The 25,410-nt window shown below is 71.3% G+C and carries 20 protein-coding genes and 4 pseudogenes; 10 read left to right on the top strand and 14 right to left on the bottom strand.

Annotated elements, in window-relative coordinates; genetic code table 11:
* Positions 1-27: 27 nt before the first annotated feature.
* From ACZZ0J_RS14485 to ACZZ0J_RS14470, 4 genes are read right to left on the bottom strand one after another with little or no spacing between them, the layout of a single operon-like run.
* The gene (locus ACZZ0J_RS14485; RefSeq protein WP_463437490.1) at positions 28-903 is read right to left on the bottom strand and encodes an SMP-30/gluconolactonase/LRE family protein; all 876 of its coding nucleotides are present in this window, start codon (positions 901-903) and stop codon (positions 28-30) included.
* A 60-nt stretch (positions 904-963) separates the two neighbouring features.
* Positions 964-1,797: a DUF1206 domain-containing protein gene (locus ACZZ0J_RS14480; protein ID WP_463437489.1), complete on the bottom strand. Its 834-nt coding sequence runs from the start codon at positions 1,795-1,797 to the stop codon at positions 964-966.
* Positions 1,794-2,534: a DUF6226 family protein gene (locus ACZZ0J_RS14475; RefSeq protein WP_463437488.1), complete on the bottom strand. Its 741-nt coding sequence runs from the start codon at positions 2,532-2,534 to the stop codon at positions 1,794-1,796. The genes ACZZ0J_RS14480 and ACZZ0J_RS14475 overlap by 4 nt, the downstream gene beginning before the upstream one ends.
* A gap of 1 nt (position 2,535) precedes the next feature.
* Positions 2,536-3,702 (bottom strand): RtcB family protein, encoded by a 1,167-nt coding sequence (locus ACZZ0J_RS14470; protein ID WP_463437487.1) that lies wholly within the window; start codon positions 3,700-3,702, stop codon positions 2,536-2,538.
* 520 nt (positions 3,703-4,222) lie between these two features.
* Between ACZZ0J_RS14470 and ACZZ0J_RS14465 the strand changes: the two genes are divergently transcribed.
* Together ACZZ0J_RS14465 and ACZZ0J_RS14460 are read left to right on the top strand one after the other, a co-directional pair.
* On the top strand, positions 4,223-6,052 hold the full coding sequence (locus tag ACZZ0J_RS14465; protein ID WP_463437486.1) for a glycoside hydrolase family 15 protein: 1,830 nt from the start codon (positions 4,223-4,225) through the stop codon (positions 6,050-6,052).
* A gap of 13 nt (positions 6,053-6,065) precedes the next feature.
* The gene (locus ACZZ0J_RS14460; RefSeq protein ID WP_463437485.1) at positions 6,066-6,668 is read left to right on the top strand and encodes a DnaJ family domain-containing protein; all 603 of its coding nucleotides are present in this window, start codon (positions 6,066-6,068) and stop codon (positions 6,666-6,668) included.
* Positions 6,669-6,743: 75 nt separating this feature from the next.
* Here the strand turns inward: ACZZ0J_RS14460 and ACZZ0J_RS14455 are convergent, their stop codons facing one another.
* Positions 6,744-7,424: a hypothetical protein gene (locus ACZZ0J_RS14455; RefSeq protein ID WP_123353869.1), complete on the bottom strand. Its 681-nt coding sequence runs from the start codon at positions 7,422-7,424 to the stop codon at positions 6,744-6,746.
* A 197-nt stretch (positions 7,425-7,621) separates the two neighbouring features.
* On the opposite strand from ACZZ0J_RS14455, the gene ACZZ0J_RS14450 reads away from it, so the two are divergent.
* The 5 genes from ACZZ0J_RS14450 (at position 7,622) to ACZZ0J_RS14430 (ending at position 12,711) form a co-directional block, all read left to right on the top strand.
* Positions 7,622-10,018 carry a phosphoketolase family protein gene (locus tag ACZZ0J_RS14450; protein WP_463437484.1) on the top strand — a complete coding sequence of 799 codons (2,397 nt, stop codon included), beginning with the start codon at positions 7,622-7,624 and terminating at the stop codon, positions 10,016-10,018.
* Between the two features lie 93 nt (positions 10,019-10,111).
* Positions 10,112-10,462: a hypothetical protein gene (locus ACZZ0J_RS14445; RefSeq protein ID WP_194648903.1), complete on the top strand. Its 351-nt coding sequence runs from the start codon at positions 10,112-10,114 to the stop codon at positions 10,460-10,462.
* Positions 10,443-10,658: a hypothetical protein gene (locus ACZZ0J_RS14440; RefSeq protein WP_123339076.1), complete on the top strand. Its 216-nt coding sequence runs from the start codon at positions 10,443-10,445 to the stop codon at positions 10,656-10,658. Before ACZZ0J_RS14445 ends, ACZZ0J_RS14440 begins: the two co-directional genes overlap by 20 nt.
* Positions 10,659-10,691: 33 nt before the next feature.
* Positions 10,692-11,375: a fumarylacetoacetate hydrolase family protein gene (locus tag ACZZ0J_RS14435; protein WP_194648904.1), complete on the top strand. Its 684-nt coding sequence runs from the start codon at positions 10,692-10,694 to the stop codon at positions 11,373-11,375.
* A gap of 157 nt (positions 11,376-11,532) precedes the next feature.
* Positions 11,533-12,711, top strand: a complete 1,179-nt coding sequence (locus ACZZ0J_RS14430; protein WP_463438192.1) for a sugar phosphate isomerase/epimerase family protein — start codon at positions 11,533-11,535, stop codon at positions 12,709-12,711.
* A gap of 125 nt (positions 12,712-12,836) precedes the next feature.
* Here the strand turns inward: ACZZ0J_RS14430 and ACZZ0J_RS14425 are convergent, their stop codons facing one another.
* From ACZZ0J_RS14425 to ACZZ0J_RS14405, 5 genes and pseudogenes are all read right to left on the bottom strand, one after another.
* Positions 12,837-13,652 carry a hypothetical protein gene (locus ACZZ0J_RS14425; RefSeq protein WP_463437483.1) on the bottom strand — a complete coding sequence of 272 codons (816 nt, stop codon included), beginning with the start codon at positions 13,650-13,652 and terminating at the stop codon, positions 12,837-12,839.
* Positions 13,649-14,179 carry an RNA polymerase sigma factor gene (locus ACZZ0J_RS14420; protein ID WP_228510641.1) on the bottom strand — a complete coding sequence of 177 codons (531 nt, stop codon included), beginning with the start codon at positions 14,177-14,179 and terminating at the stop codon, positions 13,649-13,651. The genes ACZZ0J_RS14425 and ACZZ0J_RS14420 overlap by 4 nt, the downstream gene beginning before the upstream one ends.
* Positions 14,180-14,415: 236 nt before the next feature.
* Complete coding sequence (locus ACZZ0J_RS14415) at positions 14,416-14,571, bottom strand: hypothetical protein (RefSeq protein WP_194648908.1); 156 nt, start codon at positions 14,569-14,571, stop codon at positions 14,416-14,418.
* A 177-nt stretch (positions 14,572-14,748) separates the two neighbouring features.
* Positions 14,749-17,263: pseudogene (locus ACZZ0J_RS14410) on the bottom strand (ATP-dependent DNA ligase).
* On the bottom strand, positions 17,260-18,150 hold the full coding sequence (locus ACZZ0J_RS14405) for an SDR family oxidoreductase (protein ID WP_463437482.1): 891 nt from the start codon (positions 18,148-18,150) through the stop codon (positions 17,260-17,262). The pseudogene ACZZ0J_RS14410 and the gene ACZZ0J_RS14405 overlap by 4 nt, the downstream one beginning before the upstream one ends.
* Positions 18,151-18,256: 106 nt before the next feature.
* On the opposite strand from ACZZ0J_RS14405, the gene ku reads away from it, so the two are divergent.
* Both ku and ACZZ0J_RS14395 read left to right on the top strand, forming a co-directional pair.
* Positions 18,257-19,264: a non-homologous end joining protein Ku gene (gene ku, locus ACZZ0J_RS14400; RefSeq protein ID WP_463437481.1), complete on the top strand. Its 1,008-nt coding sequence runs from the start codon at positions 18,257-18,259 to the stop codon at positions 19,262-19,264.
* Positions 19,265-19,310: 46 nt separating this feature from the next.
* Positions 19,311-19,919, top strand: a complete 609-nt coding sequence (locus ACZZ0J_RS14395; RefSeq protein WP_463437480.1) for an antibiotic biosynthesis monooxygenase — start codon at positions 19,311-19,313, stop codon at positions 19,917-19,919.
* A 3-nt stretch (positions 19,920-19,922) separates the two neighbouring features.
* Here the strand turns inward: ACZZ0J_RS14395 and ACZZ0J_RS14390 are convergent, their stop codons facing one another.
* The 4 genes and pseudogenes from ACZZ0J_RS14390 to uriH form a co-directional block, all read right to left on the bottom strand.
* Positions 19,923-20,864 (bottom strand): Ppx/GppA family phosphatase, encoded by a 942-nt coding sequence (locus ACZZ0J_RS14390; RefSeq protein WP_194648912.1) that lies wholly within the window; start codon positions 20,862-20,864, stop codon positions 19,923-19,925.
* Positions 20,865-20,904: 40 nt separating this feature from the next.
* Positions 20,905-21,719 (bottom strand): annotated as a pseudogene (locus tag ACZZ0J_RS14385) (ribokinase).
* 41 nt (positions 21,720-21,760) lie between these two features.
* Positions 21,761-23,161 (bottom strand): annotated as a pseudogene (gene uriT / locus ACZZ0J_RS14380) (uridine transporter UriT); the annotation flags it as partial.
* A gap of 84 nt (positions 23,162-23,245) precedes the next feature.
* A pseudogene (gene uriH, locus ACZZ0J_RS14375) lies at positions 23,246-24,196 on the bottom strand (uridine-preferring nucleoside hydrolase UriH); the annotation flags it as partial.
* 163 nt (positions 24,197-24,359) lie between these two features.
* Between uriH and ACZZ0J_RS14370 the strand changes: the two are divergent.
* A complete protein-coding gene (locus ACZZ0J_RS14370) occupies positions 24,360-25,358 on the top strand; it encodes a LacI family DNA-binding transcriptional regulator (RefSeq protein ID WP_243692351.1) in 999 nt (332 codons plus the stop codon).
* The last annotated feature ends 52 nt before the right edge of the window (positions 25,359-25,410 follow it).

The raw sequence follows: 25,410 nt of genomic DNA, 5'->3' as shown, positions 1-25,410 counted from the left end.
ACCGCCGCAGCGTGCGCTCCCGCCCGGTCAGCCGCTGAAGGTGTTCGCGGGGAACCCGTGCACCCGCGTCGGCACCGCCAGGATCGCCCCCGAGGACGGGTGCTCCTCCAGCTGCTCCTCGGTGAGGTTCTCCCGGGCCGAGGCGACGAACAGCGTCGACATGTCGGGGCCGCCGAAGGCCACCGACGTCACGTTCGGGGTGGGCAGCTCCACGGTCTCGAGGTGCGACCCGTCGGGGCCGTACCGCTCCACCCGGCCGCCGCCGTAGACCGCACTCCACGAGCAGCCCTCGTCGTCGCGGACCAGACCGTCGTGGGCGTGGCCGACCACGAACGGTTCGAGCTCGCCGAGTTCGCCGTCCGGACCGTACGACCCACGGTAGATCGTCGATGCGCTCGTGTCGGTGACGTACATCACGGTGCCGTCGTCCGACCACTCGAAGCCGTTCGTCACGCCGAAGCCGCCGCGGAGCACGCGCGTCGCACCGTCCGCCTCGACCGAGTACAGCGCGCCGTCCGGCTCGCCCGTCGTCAGGTTCATGCTGCCGACCAGGAACCGGCCGAACGGGTCGCACTTGCCCTCGTTGAACCGGAGCCCGGCCGTGGCGTGCTCGACGCGGGTGAGTTCGCGCTCGACCACGCCGTGCTCGTCCGTCACGACGACGGTGTCCCCGAGCGCCGCGACGAACCCGCCGGAGGCCCGCGGCTGGAAGCTCGCCAGCGGCGGCGGGAGCGGGACGGTCGACACGACGGTGCCGTCGGACTGCGCGGTGACGAGGGTGCCGAGGGTGATGTCGGTCCAGCGGAGGAGCTGCTCCGACGGATCCCACACGATGCTCTCGGCGAGGACCGCCCGGGCGTCGGAGAAGACGGTCACGGGTCCGGTCGTCGCGCTGGTGCTCATCGGACCGGTCTACCGGCGCCGGCTCCGTGCTCCTCAGCCGGACCGAGCTCGCCCGGCACGTCAGAGGCGGGCGTACCGCGCGCGGAAGAAGCTGTAGACGCCGAAGGCGAGGAACCCGATGCCGATCGCGACCAGGACGAACACGCCGCCGGGCATCGAGCGCACCGCGTCGAACGCCGCGTCGAGGCCCGTCGCCTGGTCCGGGTCGCTCCGCAGTCCGGCCACACCGATGAGGACACCGACGATGACCACGGCGATGCCCTTGCCGACGTACCCGACGACCCCGAGCACCGTGACCACCCGGTCGAGCGTCCCGGACGGCCGGGTGATCTGCTTCCGGAACGTCCGCCGACACCCGATCACCACGAGACCGATGCCGACGGCGACCGCGATCGCGCCGGCGAGGAGCAGCACGAACACCCCGCCGGGCGTCGCGAGGGTCTTCGCCGCGGCGCTCTGCGACGAGCTGCTGGAACTCGACCCGGCACCGAGGGCGTACGACGCCGACGAGTACGCGATGATGCCGTAGACAACGGCCTTCGCGACGTCCTTCGCCCGGGCGAGCCACCCGCGCGTGCTGTCCGACCGGCCGCCGACGATGGCCTCGACGATCAGCCGCACGGTGAGTGCGGCCGTGCCGATCGCGATCAGCCAGAGCAGGAAGACCCCGCCCGGAACGGCCGCGATCTGCTGCAGTGCTCCGGACTGGTCGGTCTCACCGCCGGAGGACGCGTTGCCGATGCCGAGCAGGATCGCGAGGTACCCGATCAGCAGGTGGACGATGCCGCTGCCGACGAAGCCGGCGCGAGCGGTCAGCTCGAACCAGCGGCTGTCCGCCGCTCGTCGGACCTGTCGTCCGGTCTCCCGTGCTGCGTGCTCTGCTGTGTCGCTCATCCGGTCAAGCGTGCCCGACGCGGGCCGGTCTGTCCGGGCCGCGCCGGGCTGTGGACGCTGCCCGGCACCAGACGGGAGGCGCGGGGCGGGTCCGATCCGCGCCTCCCGTCTGCACCGTCGTCAGCGCACCCACCAGGCCGCGCCGACCAGGGTGCGCCGCCCCGACGGCGCTCGCCGCGCCGCGCTGCGGCGACCGCCGCAGCGACGTCCCCGGTGTTGCCCGTGGCACTCCAGCCGTCCGCCGTCGCGACGATCGACGAGTGCTTCGAGTCGATGAGGACGAAGCCGCCGCCGAGGATCCCGACGAACATCTCGTCGACCGCCTCGAGCAGGGTCTCGGAGCCGTCGTCGCACGCATCGCACCCGCAGTTCGGCAGTGATCCGACCACGGCAGCCGGGTCGCCGACGGAGAGGTCGACGGCGGTGCCCGGGAGACCGTCCATCGACCTGACGTCGACGTCGAGGGGCAGCGCGCCGTCGACGGCAGGGACGAGCCGGAGGACGCCGTCGGGCCGCGTGGTCCGCTCGGCCAGGCCGAGGTCGACGAGCACCTCGACCCAGACGTCCACGCGCGCACCGATCACGAGGTACCGCTCGGGGTCGGTGACGCGGGAGTACTCCTCGTCCAGCGGATCGCGGTCCGGATGAGGGGCCGGCCACGAGACGTCACGCTCGGGCCGCGCCACCCACGCGGACTCGACGGCGCGCAGGACGTCGGGCAGGGTCGCGACCGTCACGTCAGTCCCCCTTCACGTTGACGACCTGCCGCAGCGTGTGCCGGATCGACACGAGGTCCGACGCATCCGCCATGACCTGGTCGATCGGCTTGTACGCGCCCGGGATCTCGTCGAGGAACGCGTCGGTGTCGCGGTACTCGATGCCGACCATCGCCTCGCGCAGCTGGTCGTGCGTGAAGGTCCGGCGTGCAGCGCTCCGCGAGAACAGCCGGCCGGCACCGTGCGGCGACGACTCGAGCGACGGCTTGTTGCCGAGGCCCTCGACGACGTACGACGCCGTGCCCATCGACCCGGGGATCAGCCCGGCCTGTCCGGCCGTCGCCTGGATCGCTCCCTTGCGGGACACCCACACGGACTTCCCCCAGTGCGTCTCTCGCTGCGTGAAGTTGTGGTGGCAGTTGATCCGCTCCTGCTCGTCGACGGGGGTACCGACGACCTCGGACAGCTGCCGCACGACGCGGTCCATCATCTCCTCGCGGTTGAGCAGGGCGAAGTGCTGTGCCCACCGCAGCTCGGCGATGTACCGGTCGAACTCGGGCGTTCCCTCGACCAGGTAGGCCAGGTCGGGGTCCGCCAGCTGGATCCACCAGCGCTCCATCAGCCGCTTGGCGACCGTGATGTGCCGCTGTGCGATCTTGTTGCCGACACCCCGCGATCCAGAGTGCAGGAACAGCCAGACGCGGTCCTGCTCGTCGAGGGAGACCTCGATGAAGTGGTTCCCGGAGCCGAGCGTGCCGAGCTGGTTGCGCCAGCCGCCGTGCGCCTGCGCGGGGTCGAACCCGGCGGCGTCGGCCATCGCCTCGAGCTCGGCGATCCGCGGCTCGGCGGTCGCGACGATCTTGCGGTTCGACGCGCCCGCCGACAGCGGGATCGCGCGCTCGATCTGCTCGCGCAGCTCCTGCAGGTCCGCGGGCAGGTCGGCCTCGGTGAACTGGGTCCGGACCGCGATCATGCCGCAGCCGATGTCGACGCCGACGGCAGCCGGCATGACCGCGCCGAGGGTCGGGATGACGGAACCGACGGTGGCGCCGAGGCCGAGGTGGGCGTCCGGCATCAGGGCCAGGTGCGGGAACACGAACGGCATGCGTGCGGTCGTGCGGGCCTGCTGCTCGGTGTTGTCCTCGAGCATCGAGGCCCAACTCAGCAGCCGGTCGTTGATCTTCTTCATTGCTTCGTCTCGCTTTCAGGACGGTCGTCTGGACGGTCGTCTGGACGGTCGTCTGGACGGTCTTCGATGACGGTCCGGGACGGTGTCCGGCCTGCGCTCCGGGCGACGTCGAGCACGACGTGGCGAGGATGAGCAGGACGACGAACGCCCCGGGCCGGGTGGGCACGGGGCGTCGTGGGACGTACCGTGCCTACGCGGGATAGCGGAGGGACCGCTGCTGCTGCGGTTCGGGCAGCACGGCGGTCGCGTCGAGCTGGAGCTCGACGCGTTCCTCGTTGTGCTGCACGGCGCGCATGCGCGGTCCTTCCGGTGTGCCCGGGGCGGGCGTTTCTGCCGGCGGCGTTGCTGCCGCTGGCGTCCTGCCGATGGGCAGGAGAGCGACAGTAGTGCGACACGCCCGGGATGCGCAACTCACTCGGGCGTGTCGCGGGTCGTGCACAGCTGTGGGCCCGTTCCGTGCCTTCCACAGCGGGGTACGTCCGCCTGATGGTCGTGCCCCGGGCGCGGGCAGTCTGGGTGCATGACGGAGCGCACCGAAGACACCCTCGACGCGGTCGACACCCACGCACGCACCGACGGGTACGCCCCGCTCCGCACCTACGGAGCGATCGGCGACGGCCGGACCGTGGCGCTCATCGCCCGCGACGGGCAGATCGACTGGCTGCCGATCCCCTCGATGGACTCGCCGCCCGTGTTCGCGGAGATCCTCGACGCCGAACACGGCGGCCACGTGGCGCTCCGCCCGGTGGACCGGTCGGCCGAGGTGACCCGCGAGTACCTGCCCGGCACCAACGTGCTCGTCACGACGTGGACGACACCGTCCGGGCGGGCGACCGTGACGGACGCGATGGTCACCGGTGTCGCCGGCCGCCTGCCGTGGGCCGAGGTCGCGCGCTGCGTCCAGGGGGTCAGCGGCTCCGTGGAGTTCGAGTGGGCCGTCGTGCCCGGAACCCTGCTGGGCACTGCTGAACCGAAGCGCCTCGACACCGCGAACGGTGCCGTCATCGGCATCGACGGCATCACGATCGCGATCGTCGAGCAGGGGTTCGACCCGGTGGACGACGACCGCCCGCGCTTCTCCGGCCGGTTCACCACCGACGACGGATCGAAGCACATCCTGACCATCGTGGGCACGCACGACGAGCCGATCTTCATGCCGCGGCCGGAGAGTGCACTCGCCGCGATGGACCGGACGATCGACAACTGGGCGACCTGGTCGGAGGAGTTCTCCTACGACGGCCCCTGGGCCGAGGCGGTGCAGCGCAGCGCCCTCGCCCTGAAGCTGCTCATCTTCTCGCCGACCGGTGCGATCGCGGCGGCGCCGACCACGAGCCTGCCCGAGGACCGGACCGGCGGCAAGAACTGGGACTACCGGTTCGCCTGGGTGCGCGACCTGTCGTACACCGTGCACGCCCTGACCCGGTTCGGCCTGCGCGAGGAGACGCACGCGGCGGTGTCGTGGGTGATGCGCACCATCGCCGAGCACGACGAGGACATGCCGATCTTCTACGAGCTCGACGGCACGAAGAGCGACGACGTCGAGGAGCGCGACGTCCCCGGGTGGAACGGCATCGGCCCGGTGACGGTGGGCAACCGCGCCGGCGACCAGCTGCAGCTCGGGGTCTGGGGTGACGTCTTCGAGATCCTGCGTCAGTACGTGAACGCCGGCAACGTCCTGGACCGGAAGACCGCGGCCGTCCTGCAGCAACTCGCCGACGACGCCTGCCACCGGTGGGAGGAGGCGGACTCGGGCATGTGGGAGCTCGAGGACACCCAGCACTACGTCACGAGCAAGATCGGCTGCTGGCAGGCCCTCGACGCCGCGGTGGACCTCCACGACGCCGGGATGATCGACGGGCCGCGCGAGAAGTGGGTCGAGAACCGCGAGCTCATCGAGCAGTGGGTCGCCGAGCACGGCTGGGACGAGGAACGCGGGCACTACGTGATGTACCCGGGTTCGGATGCGCTCGACACGTCGATCCTGCTGCACGCGATGAGCTCCTTCGACCGCGGCCCACGCATGGCGTCGACCATCCGGGCGATCGAGGAGCAGCTGCAGCGCGGACCGCTGGTGTACCGCTACTCGGGCATCGAGGACGAGGAGTCGCCCTTCGTCGCGTGCTCGTTCTGGCTCGCTGCCGCGATGGCCTGCACGGGCCGGATCGACGACGCTCGGACCCTGATGGACGAGATGGTCGGCCAGGCGAACGACGTCGGGCTGTTCAGCGAGATGATCAGCGAGGACGGCTCCTTCATGGGCAACCTCCCGCAGGGGTTGTCGCACCTGGCGCTCATCCAGGCAGCGCTGACCATCGAGGAACTGACTGGCGAGGACGACCGCTCGGAGTGATCATGGAGGGGCCATGAACGACGTCGATGCACGGATGGACCGGCTCCGCAGGGCCGCTCGCTACCGCTACCAGCAGCTGGTCGACAGTGAGATCGAGCGGGGGTCGCTCGATCCGGACGAGGTGCGTGAGGAACGTCGGCTGCTCAAGGCGGCCGACGTCGCCGCGCATGCTCGGGCGCAGATCGAGGAGGCCGAGCGCCGCGGCGTCTTCGAGGGCAATCCGTACCACGGCAAGCCCCTGCCCGGGAACGACGGGCAGCACGACCCGGACTGGTGGATCCGCTCCAAGATCGAACGTGAGGACATCCGCGGCATCGCCCCGCCCGCCCTCGCACTCCGCACCGAGGACGCGGAACTCGACGACGCCCTCGACGCGCTGTCGACAGCGGCCGACGTGCGCGATGTCCTGGTGGACTTCAACGCACGGGTGAAGGAGGCCCGACGCCAGCTGCTCGGTGGGCCGCCGGTCGTGACGCCGCTGCGGGACGTCGACGACGAGGTGACCGCGTGGCGAGAGCGCCGAGATGCCCGTCTCGCCGAGGCCGCAGCGGCTGCGGCCGCACTGGCGGCCGGGTCTGACGAGCGACCTCGTCGGTGGTGGCACCGGCGTCGCTGAACGTGGTGAAGGGCCGTCCCGGTTGCCCGGGGCGGCCCTTCACGTGTGGTGCGGTGGTGCGTGTGGTGCGGGGTGTTACTTGATCTGTGCGGTGATGGTGGCGGTGCCGACGAGGAGGCCGCGCTTGACGGCGTCGGTGCCGAAGGTCTTGTTCAGCAGGCCGGCGGCGTCCTCGGAGACGTGGACGGTGGTGCCGGTCAGGATGGCGTTGTCGCCCTCGAGCTGGAGGGGCTTGAGGGAACCGCCCCAGAGCTCGAACAGGTACGCGTTGGACGCGGCGACCTTGCCGTTGACCAGGACGTCACCGTAGAGCTTGGAGGAGCCCGGGTTCACGACGAAGTTCTCGAGCGTGACGGTGGTGTCGCCGGCCTTGAGGGTCAGGCCGGAGTCGTCGTGGTTGAGCAGGCCCTGCACGTAGGGCTTGTAGTTGCCGTCCGGCGACCAGTAGGTGACCGACCCGGCGGTGATCGGGAACGACACCGACCCGTCGGCCAGGGTCGCGTCCCCGGAGACGCCGGGGGTGAGCTTGAGGGCGGTGAGGGCGTCGGTGAAGCCGGAGTCGAGCTTCACGGCGGTGGAACCACCGAGGACCTCGGGGACCGAGGCGACCGGTGCGGGGATCTTCGACGACGACGACGAGACCGTGTGGATCGCGGGGGTGGAGGCCTGTGCGGAGGAGATGCCGAACGCGGCACCGCCGAGCACGAGGGCGCCGGTCGTGGCGAGGGTGATGGAGGTCTTCAGGCTCTTGCGCATGGTGATGTGTCCTTTGCTGTGTGGGCACCCCGGCCGACGGCCGACGTATGCTCCTGTGCGTACGCTGAACAACGGCCATGTCTGACCGGAGAGCGCCCTGGGCTTTTGCCCTGTGCAACTCATTCGGCGCACCCCCGCGATCGGTTTGGAACGGGTTTCCTGAGGTTCACGGGGCCGACGTTTCGTAGCGTGGGGACATGGCTCCTGCACAGCTCTCCACCACCGACCGACTCCGGGCGGTCGACGCCTGGTGGCGTGCCGCCAACTACCTGACGGTCGGGCAGATCTACCTGCTTGACAACCCGCTGTTGGGACGGCCGATCGAGCCTGACGACATCAAGCCACGGCTGCTCGGACACTGGGGCACCTCGCCCGCCCTCAACCTCGTGTACGCGCACTGCAACGCGCTGATCGCCGAGACCGGACGCGAGTTCCTCTACGTCTGCGGCCCGGGCCACGGCGGCCCCGCGATGAACGCGAACGCCTGGCTCGACGGCACGTGGGGCGAGCTGTACGCGGACGACGACCTGCAGCGCTTCTTCCGGCAGTTCTCGTTCCCCGGCGGGATCCCGTCGCACGCGGCTCCGGAGACGCCCGGGTCCATCAACGAGGGCGGCGAACTCGGCTACTCCCTCGCCCACGCGTACGGAGCGGCCCTGGACAACCCCGACCTGGTGGTGGCGTGCGTCGTCGGCGACGGCGAGGCGGAGACCGGCCCGCTCGCGGGTTCGTGGCAGGCGCACACCTTCCTCGACCCGGTGTCCGACGGCGCCGTGCTGCCGATCCTCAACCTCAACGGGTGGAAGATCGCGAACCCCACCGTCCTCGCCCGCATCCCCGGTGAGGACCTGACCGCCTACTTCCGTGGCCTCGGCTACGAGCCGATCGTGGTGGACTCGAAGCGGGTCGACGACGACCCGTACGCCGTGCACGCCCTGTTCGACGGCGCCCTGCGTCGAGCGCTCGCATCGATCGACGACATCCAGGCGGCAGCGCGGGCGCAGGCCGAACGTGCGGCTGCCGGGCAACCTGCCGGCGCCGCCGACCTGCGCCCGCGCTGGCCGATGATCATCCTCCGCAGTCCGAAGGGGTGGACCGGGCCGAAGGAGGTCGACGGCCAGCAGATCGAGGGGACGTTCCGTGCCCACCAGGTGCCGCTGTCCGAGGTCCGCGAGAACTCCGCGCACCGCGCCCAGCTCGAGGAGTGGATGCGGTCCTACCGACCCGAGGACCTCTTCGACGCGGACGGGAACCCCGTCGGGATCATGACGACGATCCGTCCCACCGGCGACGACCGGATGAGCGCCACTCCCCACGCGAACGGCGGGCGCATCCGGACCGCCCTCGACCGACCAGCGCTCGACGCGTACGGGGTCCCGGCCGGCTCGACGGCCTCGGCCACCGGCACGCTCGGCCCGTGGCTCGCAGCGCTGATCACGAAGAACCCGTCGACCTTCCGGCTCTTCGGCCCGGACGAGACGATCTCGAACAAGCTCGACGCCGTCTTCGACGTCACCTCGCGCGTGTGGCGTGCACAACGGGCGGTCGGCGACGAGCACCTCGCTGCCCGTGGGCGCGTGACCGAGGTGCTGTCCGAGCACCTGCTGGAGGGCATGCTCGAGGGCTACGTCCTCTCCGGCCGGCACGGGCTCCTGAACACCTACGAGGCGTTCGCCCACATCATCGACTCGATGGTCGGGCAGTACGCCAAGTGGCTCGAGTCCTCGACCGACATCGACTGGCGTGCCCCCGTGTCGAACCTGTCGATCCTGCTGTCGTCGCACGTCTGGCGGCAGGACCACAACGGGTTCTCCCACCAGGACCCCGGGTTCCTCGACGTCGTCGCGTCCAAGCAGCAGGACCTGGTCCGGATCAAGCTCCCCGCCGACGCCAACACGCTGCTCGCCGTCGCGGCACACGCCTTCGAGACCACCGACCGCATCGAGGTGATCGTCGCCGGGAAGCACCCCGAGCCCGTCTTCCTGTCCCTCGAGGACGCCGTCGCCCACGCGGACGCCGGTCTCGGGGTCTGGGACTGGGCCGGCACCGAGCAGACCGTCGGTCGCGTCGACGTCGTCCTCGCCTGCGCCGGGGACGTCCCCACGGTCGAGGCGGTCGCCGCCGCGGACATCATCCGGCAGCACGCTCCCGGGGTCGGCGTCCGGGTCGTCAACGTCGTCGACCTGCTCGCCCTCGGCGACCCCCGGAAGCACGAGCACCCGATCCCCGACGAGCGGTACGACGAGCTCTTCCTGCCCGGGACCCCGACGGTGTTCGCGTTCCACGGGTACCCGTCGCTCGTGCACCAGCTGACCTACCGCCGCAACGGCCACGACGACCTGCACGTGCACGGGTTCCTGGAGCGGGGCACGACGACGTCGCCGTTCGACATGCTCATGCGGAACGAGATGGACCGCTTCGCGCTGGCGCACGACGCCCTGACGCGGGTCGACGCAGGCGCGCACGCCGAGTTGCTCGACCGGCTGTCCGCCGCACGGGACGCGGCCCGCGAGTACGCCTACTCGCGGGGCGAGGACCACCCGTCCGTCGACGGGTGGGAGTTCTCGGGGTGGCCGCAGGATCCGTCTGCCTGATCCCTCCTGCACAGGCCGGGAGGCCCGGATCACCGTCCACAGGACCGGTCACGCCCGCCGCGTGGCCGGTCCTGTTGCGTCAGGGTGGTCCACATGGATGTCGCGTCGACGAGTGCGGTCGTGTCGGTGGTCGGAGCCCTCGTGGCCGTCGGCGCGTTGGTCGTGTCGGTCGTCGACGGGCGGGCCGGACGGCGAAATACCGAGTTCTTGGGGCACCGGGATCTCTGGTGGCAGCGTTGGTCATGGGTCGCCGACCGCGCGACCTCGGATGACGAGGACAGGCGCGCGGCAGCTGCCGTGATGTCCGCGGCACTGGTGACCCGGAGCTGGACGACTGATGACGACACATGGACGTCCACGGCGCTCGCTGACTTCGAGGCAGCACGAGCGGAAGCCCGGAGACAACAGGAAGGAGTGCTCGCAGATGATCTCGACGCTGACTGATGAAGAGTTCAAACGATGGCTCGACAACCGCGAGATGACGACACCACGGCTCCTCGCGAGCCCTCACTACGGTCCGCTCATGCGCGCCAAGGGCGCCGAAGAAGAGCTCGCGCAGATGCGGATCGAGTGGCGCGAACGGCAGGAGCGCGCCCGCGCGCGGAAGCTCAAGTACGAGGCGTCCTTCGGTGAGAGCTGAACCGACGCCCTGCGAGCCTGCCACGCTGAGACCGTGACCGACCTCGTCATCCCGGCCCCGAGCCTCCCGACCGTCCCCACGACCACGGGCGCACGCTTCCCCGTCCGACGCGTCTTCTGCGTCGGTCGGAACTACGCGGCGCACGCACGCGAGATGGGTCACGACCCGGATCGCGAGCCGCCGTTCTTCTTCACCAAGCCGGCAGACGCCGTCGTCGTCGACGACGCGGACACCCCGTACCCGCCGCAGACGGCGCAGCTCGAGCACGAGGTCGAACTGGTCGTCGCGATCGGCACCGGCGGCGCGGACATCGTCGTCGACGACGCGCTCACCCACGTCTGGGGCTACGCGGTGGGCATCGACCTCACCCGACGCGATCTCCAGACCGAGGCCAAGCGCCTCGGTCGGCCCTGGGACACGGCGAAGGGGTTCGACGCCTCGGCACCCATCGGCGCGATCGTCCCGGCGCAGGGCATCGACCCGACGGCTGGTGTGATCGAGTTGGTCGTCGACGGCGAACGACGGCAGGTCGGTGACCTGGCGGCGCAGATCTGGTCGGTGGCAGAGACGATCGCGGCGCTGTCGCGGTCGGTGACGCTCGCCCCCGGGGACCTGCTCATGACGGGGACGCCCGAGGGGGTCGGTGCCCTGGAGCGCGGACAACTCGTCGTCGGGACGATCGCCGGCATCGGCACGGTCCGCACCCGCATCGTCTGACCGGGGTTTCCGCAGTGTGACGCGCCGCTGGGAGCGCTCGCAGACACGCCGGGTATCCCTGGTGCGACGCCAGGTGGGGATCGCGGCGTCGCACACGGGGCAGGACCATCGCGACGGGCGTCTGCAGCTGCTCCGGGATGACGGAGGTACGGCCGTGATGGAACACGATCTGCTGGCGACGTCGTGGACGTGGGCGGGCGACGAACCCATCCGCGAACGCGTCCACGCGGTCGGTGCCGCCGGGTTCGCCGGACTCTCGTTGTCACTCGACGACCTGCACGAGGTGCGTGCGACGACGGGCTTCGCCGAACTCCGCCGCATGCTCGACGGTGCGGGGATCGTCTGGGTGCAGCTGGGGCCGCTCGACCGCTGGTGGACGTGCACGAGCCGGACCGACGACGACGCCGCCGACCGCGGGGTGGTCCTCGAGGCCGCCGCGGCGCTCCGCGCCTGGCAGGTGATCGCTCGTGCCGACACGACGTTGCCCGGCGCTTCACCGCTCACGATGGCCGACGACTGGACCGTGCTGGCCGACCAGGCCGCGGCCGTCGGCGCGCAGCTCGTCCTCGAACCCGAGCCGTGGTCGAACCTGCCGACGATCGAACGGGCCTCGCGGTTCGTCGCGGCGGCGGGTCACCCGAACGGCGGGCTGCTGCTCGACGCGATGCACACCCTGCGGGGCGGGTCCACGTTGGCGTCGATCCGCCAAGCGGTCGCGCCCGCGACGCTCGCGGCGGTCGAACTGAGCGACGGGCTCCTGCACACCCCGGCCGGCATGACCCTGTCCGAAGAGGCGCGCGAGGCACGGTACCTGCCCGGAGCGGGCGCGTGGGACCTGCCGGGGCTCGTGCGCACCGTCCGTGAGCTCGGCTTCGACGAGCCGTGGGGCGTCGAGGTCCGGACCCCCGGCCACCGGGCGATGCCGATCGGCGACGCCCTGCGGACGGCCGCTGCGGCGACGCGCGCCGTGCTCGATGCGGCAGACGCGTACGGCGCACCGGCCGCGCCGGCGATGCCCTCGTCGCCAGCTCCGACCTCAGCGGTCGACTTCGAACCGCCCCACCCCGGACCGATCGGCGGGGCGGGCTGCCCTCGGGATCGCACCGCCCGGCCGGACGCCGGGACGCCGACACAGGCACGCCCGCGTAGCCTCCTGGAGCATGAGCGACCAGACAGCCACGACGACGACCTCCTCCGCCGCTCGCAGGAGTCCATCGACGAGGCCAAGGCCGCTGCGGCCGAGGTGTCCGAGCCCGGCGAGGACGAGCTCGTCGACGAGGACCTCCCCGTCGCGGACGACGCCGAGCCGTCGGACGGACCGGCACCGGCCGCCTGACGCTCAACGCGCCGGCCGAGCTGTCGGCATCCGGTCGGTCGCGGCGTCAGTCGATCTCGACGACGCGGACCGTGACGTCGGAGGGTGCTGCCCCGAGGGAGTGGCGCGCTGCGGTCACGACGGCGTCACGCACGGCCCGGATGACCGTGATCGTCGGCACGGCCCGGTCGGTCGTGACGACCACGCGGATCCGCGCTCCGTCCGGACGGTCCTGCACGAGCACGGCCCCACCGTCGCGCGGGATCTCGAGCACGGAGCGGACGTCGCGGACGAGCGTGGCGAGTCCGGGTCCGGGCGGCAGGACCGACCGGACGCCCGGCACCGCGAGGACGACCGCGGTGAGTTCGCGGGAGAGCACCCGGACGTCCGCGGTCACGGTGTGCCCCGACCACGACGTCGGCGACGCGGACGACGACGCTGCGGATCCGGAACGGTGCGTGCGCGCCGAGCACCGACGTGATGTGTGCCCGGAGCGCCTCGGCACGGTCCGACATCGATGCCTCGAGCGTGGCCACGATGGTGACGTCGACGTCCACGGCACCGCCGGGGACCCCGACGTCGCCGCTGAACCGGGTCCTTCGGACGACGACACCGGGTACGTCGTCACCGAGGGTGCGGACGAGTCCGCGCAGGGCCCCCTCGGTGACGACCAGGTGCGAGGCCGGATCGTCGTCGGGGACGGGGATGTCCCGTCCGGCGTGGGCGGTCGTCCGGATCGACGCGAGCACCGAGCTGATCCAGCGCTCGTCGCCGTCCACCGATGCCGCGGTGTCGAGCAGGTCCCGTGATGCCACCCGCAGGGCCTGCAGCCGCTCCAGTGCGGCGACGGCTTCGGGATCGCCCTCGATGTCCGCCCGGACCGGCGTCCGGTCGGCGTCGAGGTAGTCGGAGAGCTCGTCCAGCGTGAAGGCACCGTGACGGTCGTCGACGTCGTCGGTCATCGCCACCCCTCCATCTGTTCGAGCACGCGTCGCCGCGCACGTGCGAGCAGCCCGCGGACGGTCGGCGCGGGCAGCCCGGTCGCCTCGGCGATCTCGGCGTAGGGAGCCCCACCCACCTCGCGCATCACCCAGACGGCGCGCTGTGCATCCGGGAGTGCCTGCACGATACGCGCGAGTTCCCGCACCTGCATCCGGGTGGCGACCACCTCGTCGACGGGTCGTTCGTCCGGGGCGTCGACCATCGCTTCGAGGTCGGCGTGCGGGTGCCGCCTGCGGAGCCGGTCGAGGGCCTTGTTGGCCGCGATCCGGAAGAGCCAGTTGCGCACCCGCTCCGGGTCCTCGACCCGGTCGATGCGCTGCCAGGCCTGCAGTGCGGCTTCCTGGACGGCGTCGTCGGCCTCGCCGTCGCCGTACCCGAGGATCCGTGCTGCGTAGGCCCGCATGTGCGGTCCGTACCGACGGATCAGCACCCCGAATGCGGCCGTGTCGCCGTCGGCGCTGCGCTCGACGAGCGACGCGTCGGACAACGCCGCGAGGGCTTCGTCGCTGGACAGGGGCAGCTCCTCTTCGCGGATCTCGGATTCTCGTGTGACGAATCGGGCGTTCGTCGCGTCTTGAGTACGTGCCTACCAGGTACGCCTCCGTGCGCCTGGTTCGAGCGCGCCGTGGCCGGCCATCCCTGAAGGGTCGGTCACGGTGCTTCGACGGCGGCCCGTGCGCTCCCTGATCCGGTGCACGGGCCGTCTTCTCCCCGATTCGGTCGCTACTCGTCAGTCTCGTCGGCGAGGAAGTCCGCGTAGGTCGCTTCGGTGTCGATCACCACAGCCCCCGGATCGACCGGGATCCGCGCGGCACGATCCCCGTTGATCGCGACGCGTTCCTCGGCCGTGTACGGCGGCAGGTACTTGCTCGAGCTCATCCCCAGGCCCTTTCGTCCCGGCGAACGTAACAGTCGGCGGCGGACCGGCGGCCGGACGGGTGGAAACGTCCCCGCCCGGGCGCCGGACGGGGGACGGAATTTCGCCACGGGCGGACCCCATGCGCACGCATCAGCGCGTTCGCGAGCTGGCACCGGGCGGCCGGTCCGGCGAGCAGGTCAGTGCTCGCGCACCACGTCCTCGGGGTCCTTGTCCGGACGCCAGCCCCGCCAGGACGGCTGCCGCAGGCGCCCGTCACCGGTCCACTCGGCGAACTCGACCTCTCCCACCCGCTTCGGCGTCACCCAGTGCGCGTCCCGCGCGTCGATCCGCGGCACGTCGACGAACGGCGAGGTCTTCCGGTCGAGCGGTCGCAGCGCTGCGGCGATCTCGTCGAGGTCGCGGTCACGGAAACCGGTGCCGACCTTGCCGACGTAGTCGAGACCGTCCGGACCGGGCACGCCGAGCAACAACGAGCCGATCCCGCCCGCTCGACGACCACTGCCCGGTTTCCACCCACCGACCACGACTTCCTGCGTGGCGTGGTGCTTCAGCTTCAGCCAGGCCTCGGACCGCCGGCCCTCGGCGTACTTCGAACTGCGCTTCTTCGCGACGACCCCTTCGAGGCCCTGCTCCTGCGACGACGCCATCACGCCGCCGAGGTCACCCTGCGAAGCCGGCGGCACGTCGATCGCCCCGCCGGGCTCGACGACCGTCTCGAGCGCTTGCCGCCGGGCGTCGTACGCCAGGCGGGTGAGTTCGTGCCCGTCGGCCTCGAGCACGTCGAAGACCAGGAACCGCACGGGGGTCGTCTGCTGCGCCGCCCGCACCTCACGCGCCTTCGTCAGGCCCATCCGGTTCTGCAGGAGCTGGAAGCTCGGGCGCCCCGGTCGTCGAACGCGACGATCTCGCCGTCGAAGACGCCGTCGACCCCGGCACGGTCGCTGAGTTCCTGGAGTTCCGGGTACTGCTCCGTCAGGTCGTTGTCGTTCCGGCTCCGCAGCGTGACCGAGCCGTCCCGGACGGTGGCGAGCGCACGGACGCCGTCCCACTTCATCTCGAACGCCCAGTCGGCCGGGTCCAGCCGGGGTGCGTCCTTCGCCAGGGTGGCCTGCATGGTCCGTCGGTCCCCCGGAGCGGTGTCCGCGGGGCTGGCGCCGCTGATGCGCCGCTGTCCGTCTCGGTGCGCAGCAGAAGGACGGGAAGCCCGCCCCGCGTCCGTCGCGCCGCCGGCGTCCGCCAGCCGGTCGGGTTGCTCCTTCGTGCGGTGGATGAGCCAGTTCTTCTCGTCGCCCGCTCCGCCCCGGCCGCGGGTGTGCAGGAGCGCCAGTCGGCGAGCGCCGCCGGTCCGACCGTGCAGGGTGACGATGACCTCTTCGCCCTCGCGCCACTTCTCGAGCTCGTAGGTGCCGTCGTCCCAGAGCGTGACCGTGCCGCCGCCGTACTCGTCCTTCGGGATCGTGCCCTCGAACGCGCCGTACTCGAGCGGGTGGTCCTCGGTCTGCACGGCCAGGTGGTTCTTGCCCGGGTCGTTCGGTTCGCCCTTCGGCAGGGCCCAGCTCACGAGCACGCCGTCGTGCTCGAGCCGGAAGTCGTAGTGGTCGCGGGTGGCGTGGTGCTCCTGGATCACGAACGTCGGGGTGCCGTCCTTCCGGACCGTGGGGCTCCTTCGGGCACCGGTTCCGGCGTCTTCGAGGCATCGCGCTTCGCGCGGTAGGCGGTGAGCCGGTCGCGAGCCGGCTGCTCGGCCTCGTTCGCACGCTCGGTCCGGTCGCTGTCCCAGTGACCGTGGTCGTCGCGTCCGACGGCCAGCGAGGCGGAGGCGACCGGGTGCAGGTGGTCCCCGTGCGCCTGCAGGCGTTCGAGGACCTCGTCCAACGTGAGCTGCGCGAGCCCGCGTTCCTCGAGCTCCTTCCAGGTGCGGGGTGCTGCAACCGTCGGCCGCTCGCGGCCGCGCAGCGAGTACGGGGCGATGGTCGTCTTGTTGCCGTTGTTCTGCGACCAGTCGACGAACACCTTGCCCGTCCGCTCGGCCCGGCTCATCGACGACAGCACCAGGTCGGGCAGGTCGTGCTCGAGCGCCTTCGCGAGTTCGTGCGCGACGTCGGAGACGTTGGCCGTGGTCGAGCGGCCGTCGAGGGCAGCGTAGAGGTGGATCCCCTTCGAGCCGGAGGTCACCGGGTACGGGTCGAGCCCCATGCCGTGCAGGATCTCGCGTGCCGCGACCGCCACCTCGACGCACTCGGGCAGGCCGACGCCCTCGCCGGGGTCCAGGTCGAGCACGAGCCGGTCCAGGTTCTGCTGCCCACCGCGCGGGCCGAACCGCCACTGCGGCACGTGCAGCTCCAGTGCGGCCTGCTGCGCCATCCACACGAGGGTCGGCAGGTCGTCGACGATCGGGTACTCGTTGTCGTGCTCGGAGTGGTGGATGGTGTGGTGGCGGACCCAGTCCGGGGCGGAGTCCGGCAGGTTCTTCTCGAAGAAGACCTTGCCGTCGACGCCGTTCGCCCAACGCTTCCGGGTCACCGGGCGGTCCTTGACGTGCGGGATCATCCACGGCGCCACGCGCTCGTAGTACTCGATCACCCGCCCCTTGGTCGTGCCGGTCTCGGGGTAGAGCACCTTGTCCGTGTTCGTCAGCGCCAGTCGCCGATCGCCGACCAGGACGACGGTCTTGCGGGCCGCCGGACTCACAGCGCCACCCCGGTCGCTCCCGCCACCGTCAGGGTCGTGCCCGAGGTGTACGACGACTCCGGCCCCGCCAGGTACACGTAGGCGCTGCCGAGCTCGACGGGCTGCGCCGGCCGGCCGAAGGGGGTGTCCTGGCCGTACCGTGCGATCTCGTCGCCCGGGTAGCTGATCGGCTGCAGTGGCGTCCACACCGGCCCGGGCACCACGGTGTTCGCCCGGATGCCCTTCGCCGCGAGCTGCCGGGCGAGGCCGTTGGTGTACGTGATGATCGCAGCCTTCGTCGCCGCGTAGTCGATCATGCGGTCCTGCGGCTGGTACGCGGACACCGAGCTCGTCGTCACGATCGCGCTGCCCGGCGCCATGTGCGGCACGGCTGCCCGGACCAGCCAGAACAGCGAGTAGAGGTTGACCTTCATCGTGCGGTCGAAGTCCTCGGTCGACTGCTCGGTCACGTCCTCGTGCACCAGCTGGTGTCCGGCGACCAGGACGAGGGCGTCCAGCCCGCCGAGGTCGCGCACCGCCGTCCGGACGAGTTCGTCGCAGAAGCCCTCGTCCGTCAGGTCACCGGGCAGCATCACGGCGTTGCGACCGAGGTCGGCGATGACGTCACGGACCTCGGTCAGGTCGTCGATCTCCTCGGGCAGGGAGTTCAGTGCGACGTCGGCCCCTTCCTTCGCCATCGCGATCGCCGCGGCCCGGCCGATGCCGGAGTCCGCGCCCGTGACCAGCACGCGGTACCCCCGCATGCGCCCCGTGCCGAGGTAGGAGACCTCACCGTGGTCGGGCGGCGGGTCCATCGCACTCGCCAGCCCGGACCCCTGTTGCGTCTGCGCGGGGAACGGCGGCCTGGGGAACTGCGAGCGCGGGTCCTGCTTGTCGAGCTGGCTCATGCGCCCATCGTGCTCGCGTCGACCGGTCGACGGTCCAGCGAACCCGGATCTGTGGAGAACCCGTCGGCTGCGGGCACTCCCGTGCGGACACGGGCATCATGTGCGCATGAGGTCGATCTGGAAGGGCTCCATCGCGTTCGGGCTCGTCAACGTGCCCATCAAGGTGTACGCGGCCACCGAGACCCACGACGTGTCCCTGCACCAGGTCCACGACGAGGACAAGGGCCGCATCCGCTACAAGCGCGTCTGCGAGTTCGGCCACGAGGTCGAGTACGCCGACATCCAACGTGCCTACGACGACGGCGACAAGACCGTGGTGCTGACCGCGGACGACTTCAAGCAGCTCCCCGAGGAGCAGTCGCACGAGGTCGAGGTGCTCGAGTTCGTGCCCGTCGAGCAGGTCGACCCGATGATGTTCGAGAAGACGTACTACCTCGAGCCGGACTCGCGCTCGCCGAAGGCCTACGTGTTGCTGCGCGAGACCCTGGCGAAGACCGACCGGCTCGCGATCGTGCAGTTCACGCTGCGCCAGAAGACCCGGCTCGGGGTGCTCCGCGTCCACGACGACGTCATCCTGCTGCAGGGGCTGCTCTGGGGCGACGAGGTCCGAGCCGCCGACTTCACGGCGCTGGACTCGTCGGTGAAGGTCAGCGCGAACGAGCTGAAGATGTCGTCGTCGCTCGTCGAGAGCATGTCGACGGACTTCGATCCCGACCGCTACACCGACTCCTATCAAGAGGAACTGCAGCAGCTCATCGACGCCAAGCTCGACGCCGGTGACGACATCGACACCGAGAAGACGTTCGGCGCGAAGGACGACGAGGACGACGAGGGCGAGGGCGGTGACGTCCTCGACCTGATGGCCGCCCTGCGTGCGTCCGTGGACAAGAAGCGGACAGGAGGCTCGGGGTCGCGTTCGTCGTCCAGCTCGCGTTCGTCGTCGGGTGCCGACTCGAGCACGCCCGGCTCGACGAAGAAGGCGCCGGCCCGGAAGGCCCCGGCGAAGCAGGCGACCACCGAGAAGGCACCCGCGAAGAAGGCTCCGGCGAAGAAGGCGCCCGCGAAGAAGCCAACGGCCAAGAAGGCACCCGCCGAGAAGAAGCAGGCGAGCTAGGACCGTCCGACACGAGCCGGTAACACGCGTCCGCGAGACTGGACCCATGACTCCACAAGAGCCTGGGAGCCTGCAGTCGTCACCCGCGACCGATGGCCCGCCCGTCACCGTGTCCATCACCCGCCTGGTCGAACCCGACCGCATCCCCGAGGTCACCCACTGGGTGCAGTCCGGCGTGAACCTCGCCAACCGGTACCCGGGGTTCCTCGGCTCAGGTTGGGTGCGCTCCCGGGCGCAGTCCCGCGAGTGGCACATGCTCTACCGCTTCGCCGACCACGACTCGCTCGCCACGTGGGAGAACTCCGACGACCGCCTGCGCTGGCTCGACCTCGGCCGCGACCTGGTCGTGGAGTCCCGCGTCGAGAAGCGCACCGGGATCGAGGGCTGGTTCGACGTCCCGCAGGACGCCCCGGCCTCGAGCGCTCCCCCGCGGTGGAAGCAGGCGGTGAGCATCTGGCTCGGCTTCTTCCCGGTGAACCTGGCGTTCACGATCGTCGTCGGGCTGCTCGTGCCGTCGTTCGCGGGACTCGCAGCGCTGCCGCGGGTGCTCATCACGACGCTCGTGCTCACACCGATCATGACGTTCTGGGTACTGCCCTTCGTGACGAAGCTGATCCGTCCGTGGCTGCTCGCTCCGCCGAGGCAGCACCCGTAGACGCTACGGCGTCCCCAGCACCGACAGCTGGTCGAGCCGCTCGAGGATCACGCCCTCGCGAAGCGCCCACGGGCAGATCTCCAGCGCGGGCAGGTCGAAGATGTCGAGGCAGGCCTCGGCGACGAGCGCACCCGGAACCACCTGGTGCGCGCGGCTCGCCGACACCCCGGGCAGCGTCGCGAGTTCGTCGACCGACATCGTCAGCAGCGCGGGCAGCTTCGACCGGAGCACGTCGCCGTCGAGCGCCCGCGGCACGAGCGGACCTGCACCCGAGGGCGCCGCCCCGCAGATCCGCGCGATCGACCGGAAGGTCTTCGAGGTCGCCACGGCACGGTCCGGACGCCCGGCGCGGAGCAGCTTGCCGGCGTCGCGGGCGATCTCGACCCGGATCTCGTGCCGGATGCGGCGGACGTCGTCCTCCGTCGGGGTGCCGGCGGCGAAGTACGAGCGGGCGAGCCGTGCGGCACCGATCGGCATCGACCACGCGACGTCCGGCGCCTCGTCGGCTCCCCCGGCGATCTCGAGTGACCCACCGCCGATGTCGAACACCGCGAGGCGTCCGGCGGACCACCCGAACCACCGCCGGACGGCCAGGAACGTCAGTCGCGCTTCGTCGCCGCCGGACAGGACGGCCAGCTCGACGCCGGTCGAGGCCTCGACGTGGGCGAGCACCTCGTCGGAGTTCACCGCGTCGCGCACGGCCGAGGTCGCGAAGGCGAGCATGTCCTCGCAGCCGCGTTCCTCGGCGACGCGGACGGCGTCCGCGACGAACCGCGTCAGCGCGTCGACGCCATCGGGCGTCACCGCGCCGGCGTCGTCGAGGTGCTCGGCCAGTCGGAGCGGCTGCTTGAACGAGGACGCCGGCAGCGGCGCGGCGCCGCCGTGGGCGTCCACGACGAGCAGGTGGCCGGTGTTGGACCCGATGTCGAGGACTCCCACGCGCATGCCACAACGCTAGCGGCCGGGGAGCGTCTGGAGGCCCGACTCACGCCCGCAGGAACGCCTCGAGTTCCGCCGTGGTCGGGTACGAGGCCTGCGCGCCCGCCTTGGTCGCGGCGTACGCCCCGACCCCCACCGCGAAGCGTGCGGCGTCGACGAGGGAGTCCCCCGCCGCCAGCCGCAGTGCCACCGAACCCATGAAGGCGTCGCCGCAGCCCGTGGTGTCCACCGGCTCGACCCGGACGGCGTCGATCGACACCGGGTCCGCGTCGCCGTCGTGCACGACGCAACCCGAGCCGCCGCGGGTGACGATCGAGCGCGTGACACCGTGCTCGCCGAGCGATGCGGCCTCGTGCTCGTTGACGAGCAACACGTCGGTCAGCTCGAGCAGCTCGGCGGGGACGGCCCCGAAGGGCGACAGGTTCGTCAGCACCGTGACGCCGGCGGCGTGCGCTGCCCGGGCTGCGGCGAGGACGACGTCGATCGAGACCTCGAGGCAGAGGCCGAGCACGCCGGCGTCGTCGAAGGCGTCGGCGGGCACGTCGTCCGGCGTCAGCGTGCCGTTGGCGCCTGCGGAGATCACGATGGTGTTCTCCCCGCGGCGTCCACGGTGATGACGGCGGTGCCGGTGGCCACGCCCTCCCGGACGGCGACGTGCGTGGTGTCCGCACCCGCAGCCGCGACGGAGTCGCGGAGCAACGCACCGTTCCCGTCGTCGCCGACCGCACCGATCATGCGGACCGTGCCCCCGAGCCTCCCGGCAGCCACCGCCTGGTTGGCGGACTTGCCACCCGGCAGGATCGCCAGGTCGGACCCGTGCAGGGTCTCACCGGGCTTCGGGAACCGCTCGGTCCGGACCACCAGGTCCGCGTTGAGCGATCCGACGATCACGATGGTCTGGGTCAACGGACGGTCTCCTTCTGCGGCGCGACGGACGTGGTCTCGGCGCTCTCCGGGCGGGGGATGAGGAACGAGATCGCGAGCGCGGCGGTCGTGATCACGGCACCGAGCAGCATGCCACCCGAGTACCCGGCGGTGCCCGCGGACCCGCCGACCCCGAGCGCGATCTGCAGCGCCGGCAGGACGGCGAAGCTGACCCCGGCGCCGAGGTTGAACGCACCGGCGTTCAGGCCCGGCAAGAAGCCGGGGTTCGACTCCGGCGAGAGCACGATGCCCAGGCCGTTCAGGATGATGTTCGCGATGCCCGCGTACGTGATGCCGATCAGGACGGTCGCGGTGACCAGGACCGGCAGCGAGTGCACGCCCACCAGTGCCATCAAGACCGTCGAGACGATGCTGCCGATCAGGCCGAAGCGGAGCACGGCGCGGTAGCCGATGGTCGGCGCGAGGCGTCCGGCGAATGGACCGACGATCCAGCCGACCAGCGCGTACGGGGTGAGGAACACCAGCGAGGCGAGGTCGGGTTCCATGCCGAAGCCGGCGTCACCGTTCTGGGCGAGCGACGTGACCAGGCCGTTGACGACCGCGAAGACGCCCGTCATGGTCAGGAACGTCGTCGCGAGGAGCGCCCACGTGGCACGGCGCTTCAGGAACCGGGTCTCGACGAGCGGCTCCTTCACGCGGGACTCGACCGCCCAGAAGACCGCGAAGGCGGCGAGCGCGACGACGACGCCGCCGATCACCAGTGCCGGGTTGGCAGCACCGAGCTTGCCGGCCTCGTTGAACGCGGTGAGCAGCGCCCCGACCGAGACGACGAGCGGCACGACGCCGATCCAGTCCATCCGCGTGCCGGCCGAGGGCTTCGACTCGACGCCCCACACGGCGACGAGCGCCAGCGCGATGACGGTGACGACGGCGATGACCCAGAAGATCCCGCGGAACCCGAAGTTCGTGGCGATCCAGCCACCGGCCAGCGCGTCCACGCCGGCGATGCCGCCGTTCACGGCGGTGAGCAGACCGAGTGCGGCGCCGTAGCGCTTCGGGTCGGCGATCTCGTTGCGCAGGACGAGCAGGCAGATCGGGACGACCGGGCCGGTGACGCCCTGGATGATCCGGCCGGCGAACAGCATCGGCACGTTCACCGCGAGCGCGGCGACGATGCTGCCGACGAGCATCACGGCGAGCATGCCGATCAGGACGCGCTTGCGGCCGACGATGTCGGACAAGCGCGGCAGGAACAGCGAGAACAGCGCCGCGAGCGTGAAGTACAGGGTCTGCGAGAGCCCGATCGTGGCGTCGTCGGTCTTGAGCTCGCGCGCCATGGTGACCAGCGCAGGGCTGAGCATGCTCGCGTTGAGCTGGAACGCGATGCACGCTGCGAGGAGCGCCGCGGTGAGGGCGCCGATCGACTTCTTCGTCGATGTGGTGGTCATGGTTCTCCAGATCTCCGTCGAGGTGGCGTTGGTGGTGGCGGGGCGCGGGGTCCAGCCGGTGTCAGGGGTCTCGCCGATGCGCTCGAGGGCGTCGACGACCAGGTCCCAGAACCGTTCGTGGTCGAGCTCCAGGGCGGCGCTCGTCCGGCAGTCCTCCGGCGCGGGCGCACGGAAGTCGGCGACGGTCATGCCCAGCGTCAGGGTGCCCTGGGTCTCGACGTGGATCGGGACCTTCACGGCGCGGACGATGGTCGGGTCGATGACGTAGGCGACGGCGCAGGGGTCGTGCACCGGCGGGGCGTCGAAGCCCTGCGCGTCCTTGTACGTCTGGCCGAAGAAGTCGAGCAGCTCCCCGACGAACGCGGCGGGGGCGGTGCCGACGGCGGCGATGCGTGCGGCGACCTCCGGGGTGGCGAGGGCCTGGTGCGTCAGGTCGAGTCCGACCATGACGACGTCCCAGCCGGCGTCGAAGACGATCGACGCGGCCTCGGGGTCGATGACGATGTTGAACTCGGCGACGGGGCTCCAGTTGCCGACGTGCACGCCGCCGCCCATGAGCACGACCTGCTTGACGCGCTCGACGATGCGGGGTTCCTTGCGGGCCGCGAGGGCGATGTTCGTCAGGCCGCCGGTCGGCACGAGCGTGACGGTGCCGGGCTCGTGCGCCATGACCGTCTCGATGATCAGGTCGACGGCGTGCCGCTGGTCGAGCTCGAACGAGGGCTCGGGCAGCATCGGCCCGTCGAGGCCGCTCTCGCCGTGGATGTCCGGGGCGACCTCGATCTGGCGCAGCAGCGGCCGGTCGGCACCCGCGGCGAACGGCACCCCGGTGATGCCGGCGATGCGCGCGACGGCGAGGGCGTTGCGGGTGACCTTCGGCAGCGTCTGGTTGCCGACGACGGTGGTGACGGCCAGGAGCTCGATGTCCGGGTTGCCGTGGGCCAGCAGGATGGCGACGGCGTCGTCGTGGCCGGGGTCGCAGTCGAGGATGATCTTCGAGGGCACGCTGGGCGCTCCACTTCTTCGGGGATTCGAGGGGTCTGTGCTCGACGCGGTGGGGATCCGCGGTCCGACAGAGCGTCGTTGCGCAGCGCGTCAAGCGTTTGACATCGAAACACGTCAAGCGTTTGACGTCAAGTCGTCGAGGCGTCCTCGGTAGCATCGACCCGTGCCTTCATCCGTTGCCCCGGGCCGCCGTGTGACCGCTGCCATGGTGGCCGAACGCGCCGGCACGAGCATCGCCACGGTCTCCCTGGTCGTCAACGGCAAGGACCGCGGCCGGGTCTCCGTCCCCATCGCCACGCGGGTGCGCGACGCCGTCGACGAGCTCGGTTACGTCGTCGACCACGCCGCGAGCTCGCTGGCACGCGGGAGCGGCGACCTGGTCGTCCTCATCGCCCCCGACCTGTCGAACCCCTTCTTCGCCGAGGTCATCCGCGGCGTGCGCGACACCATCGGCGACCGGTTCCAGCTCGTGTTGTCGGTCACCGAGCGCGGCGCGCAGCCCCTGGCAGCCGACGTCCGCCGCTTCGAACGCCTCCGCCCGGCCGGCATCCTCGTCGACGCCCCGGCCGCCGGCGAGTCGATGTCGGCGAGCGTGCCCGTGGTCCTCCTCGACGCCCCGGGTGGCACCGAGGCCGTCAACTACGACCTCTCCCCCGGCGTCCACGACCTCGTCGCGCACCTGCACGAACAGGGGCACCGCCGCGTCGGGTACCTCGACGGGACCTCGCGAGCGACGACGTTCGGGGTGCGGCGCGAGCTCTTCGAGCAGGAGTGCGCCGCCGCCGGCATCACCGTGTCCGAGGTCACCGCCCGCGCCGACCTCACCGTGGACGCCGCAGCCTCGGCCACCGAGCACGTCATCGAGGCCTGGCAGGACGACGACGTCACCGCGGTCGTCGCCGCAGCGGACACCCTGGCTTACGGCGTCCTGCGCGTCGCCGGGTCGCTGGGCATCGCGGTCCCCGGTGAGCTCGCGGTCGCCGGCTTCGACGACCTGCCGTCGTCGTCGGTGACGGCCCCCGCGCTGACGAGCGTCGCCCTGCCCGGTGCCGACCTCGGGCGCGCGGCCGCGGAACGGCTGCTCGCGACGCTCGACGGCACCGCGGCCGAGCCTGCAGCGCTCCCCACCCGCCTGGTGCGCCGCGCGAGCACCGGCGCGTAGCGCCCGCCCGCCCGCCCGCCCGCCCGCCGCGAGACTCGGCGGCGGCGCGGCG

The sequence above is a fragment of the Curtobacterium sp. AC272 genome (assembly GCF_979258155.1).
Note: the sequence above shows the minus strand (reverse complement) of the source record. Positions and strands in the feature narration are given on the sequence as shown.

Coding starts and splice junctions, on each gene's coding strand:
- ACZZ0J_RS14485 (WP_463437490.1), bottom strand. CDS start 903: ATGAGCACCAGCGCGACGACCGGACCCGTGACCGTCTTCTCCGACGCC.
- ACZZ0J_RS14425 (WP_463437483.1), bottom strand. CDS start 13,652: ATGACCGACGACGTCGACGACCGTCACGGTGCCTTCACGCTGGACGAG.
- ku (WP_463437481.1), top strand. CDS start 18,257: ATGAGGTCGATCTGGAAGGGCTCCATCGCGTTCGGGCTCGTCAACGTG.
- ACZZ0J_RS14460 (WP_463437485.1), top strand. CDS start 6,066: ATGAACGACGTCGATGCACGGATGGACCGGCTCCGCAGGGCCGCTCGC.
- ACZZ0J_RS14440 (WP_123339076.1), top strand. CDS start 10,443: ATGATCTCGACGCTGACTGATGAAGAGTTCAAACGATGGCTCGACAAC.
- ACZZ0J_RS14465 (WP_463437486.1), top strand. CDS start 4,223: ATGACGGAGCGCACCGAAGACACCCTCGACGCGGTCGACACCCACGCA.
- ACZZ0J_RS14430 (WP_463438192.1), top strand. CDS start 11,533: ATGGAACACGATCTGCTGGCGACGTCGTGGACGTGGGCGGGCGACGAA.
- ACZZ0J_RS14455 (WP_123353869.1), bottom strand. CDS start 7,424: ATGCGCAAGAGCCTGAAGACCTCCATCACCCTCGCCACGACCGGCGCC.
- ACZZ0J_RS14450 (WP_463437484.1), top strand. CDS start 7,622: ATGGCTCCTGCACAGCTCTCCACCACCGACCGACTCCGGGCGGTCGAC.
- ACZZ0J_RS14390 (WP_194648912.1), bottom strand. CDS start 20,864: ATGCGCGTGGGAGTCCTCGACATCGGGTCCAACACCGGCCACCTGCTC.
- ACZZ0J_RS14480 (WP_463437489.1), bottom strand. CDS start 1,797: ATGAGCGACACAGCAGAGCACGCAGCACGGGAGACCGGACGACAGGTC.
- ACZZ0J_RS14415 (WP_194648908.1), bottom strand. CDS start 14,571: ATGAGCTCGAGCAAGTACCTGCCGCCGTACACGGCCGAGGAACGCGTC.
- ACZZ0J_RS14470 (WP_463437487.1), bottom strand. CDS start 3,702: ATGAAGAAGATCAACGACCGGCTGCTGAGTTGGGCCTCGATGCTCGAG.
- ACZZ0J_RS14405 (WP_463437482.1), bottom strand. CDS start 18,150: ATGAGCCAGCTCGACAAGCAGGACCCGCGCTCGCAGTTCCCCAGGCCG.
- ACZZ0J_RS14445 (WP_194648903.1), top strand. CDS start 10,112: ATGGATGTCGCGTCGACGAGTGCGGTCGTGTCGGTGGTCGGAGCCCTC.
- ACZZ0J_RS14395 (WP_463437480.1), top strand. CDS start 19,311: ATGACTCCACAAGAGCCTGGGAGCCTGCAGTCGTCACCCGCGACCGAT.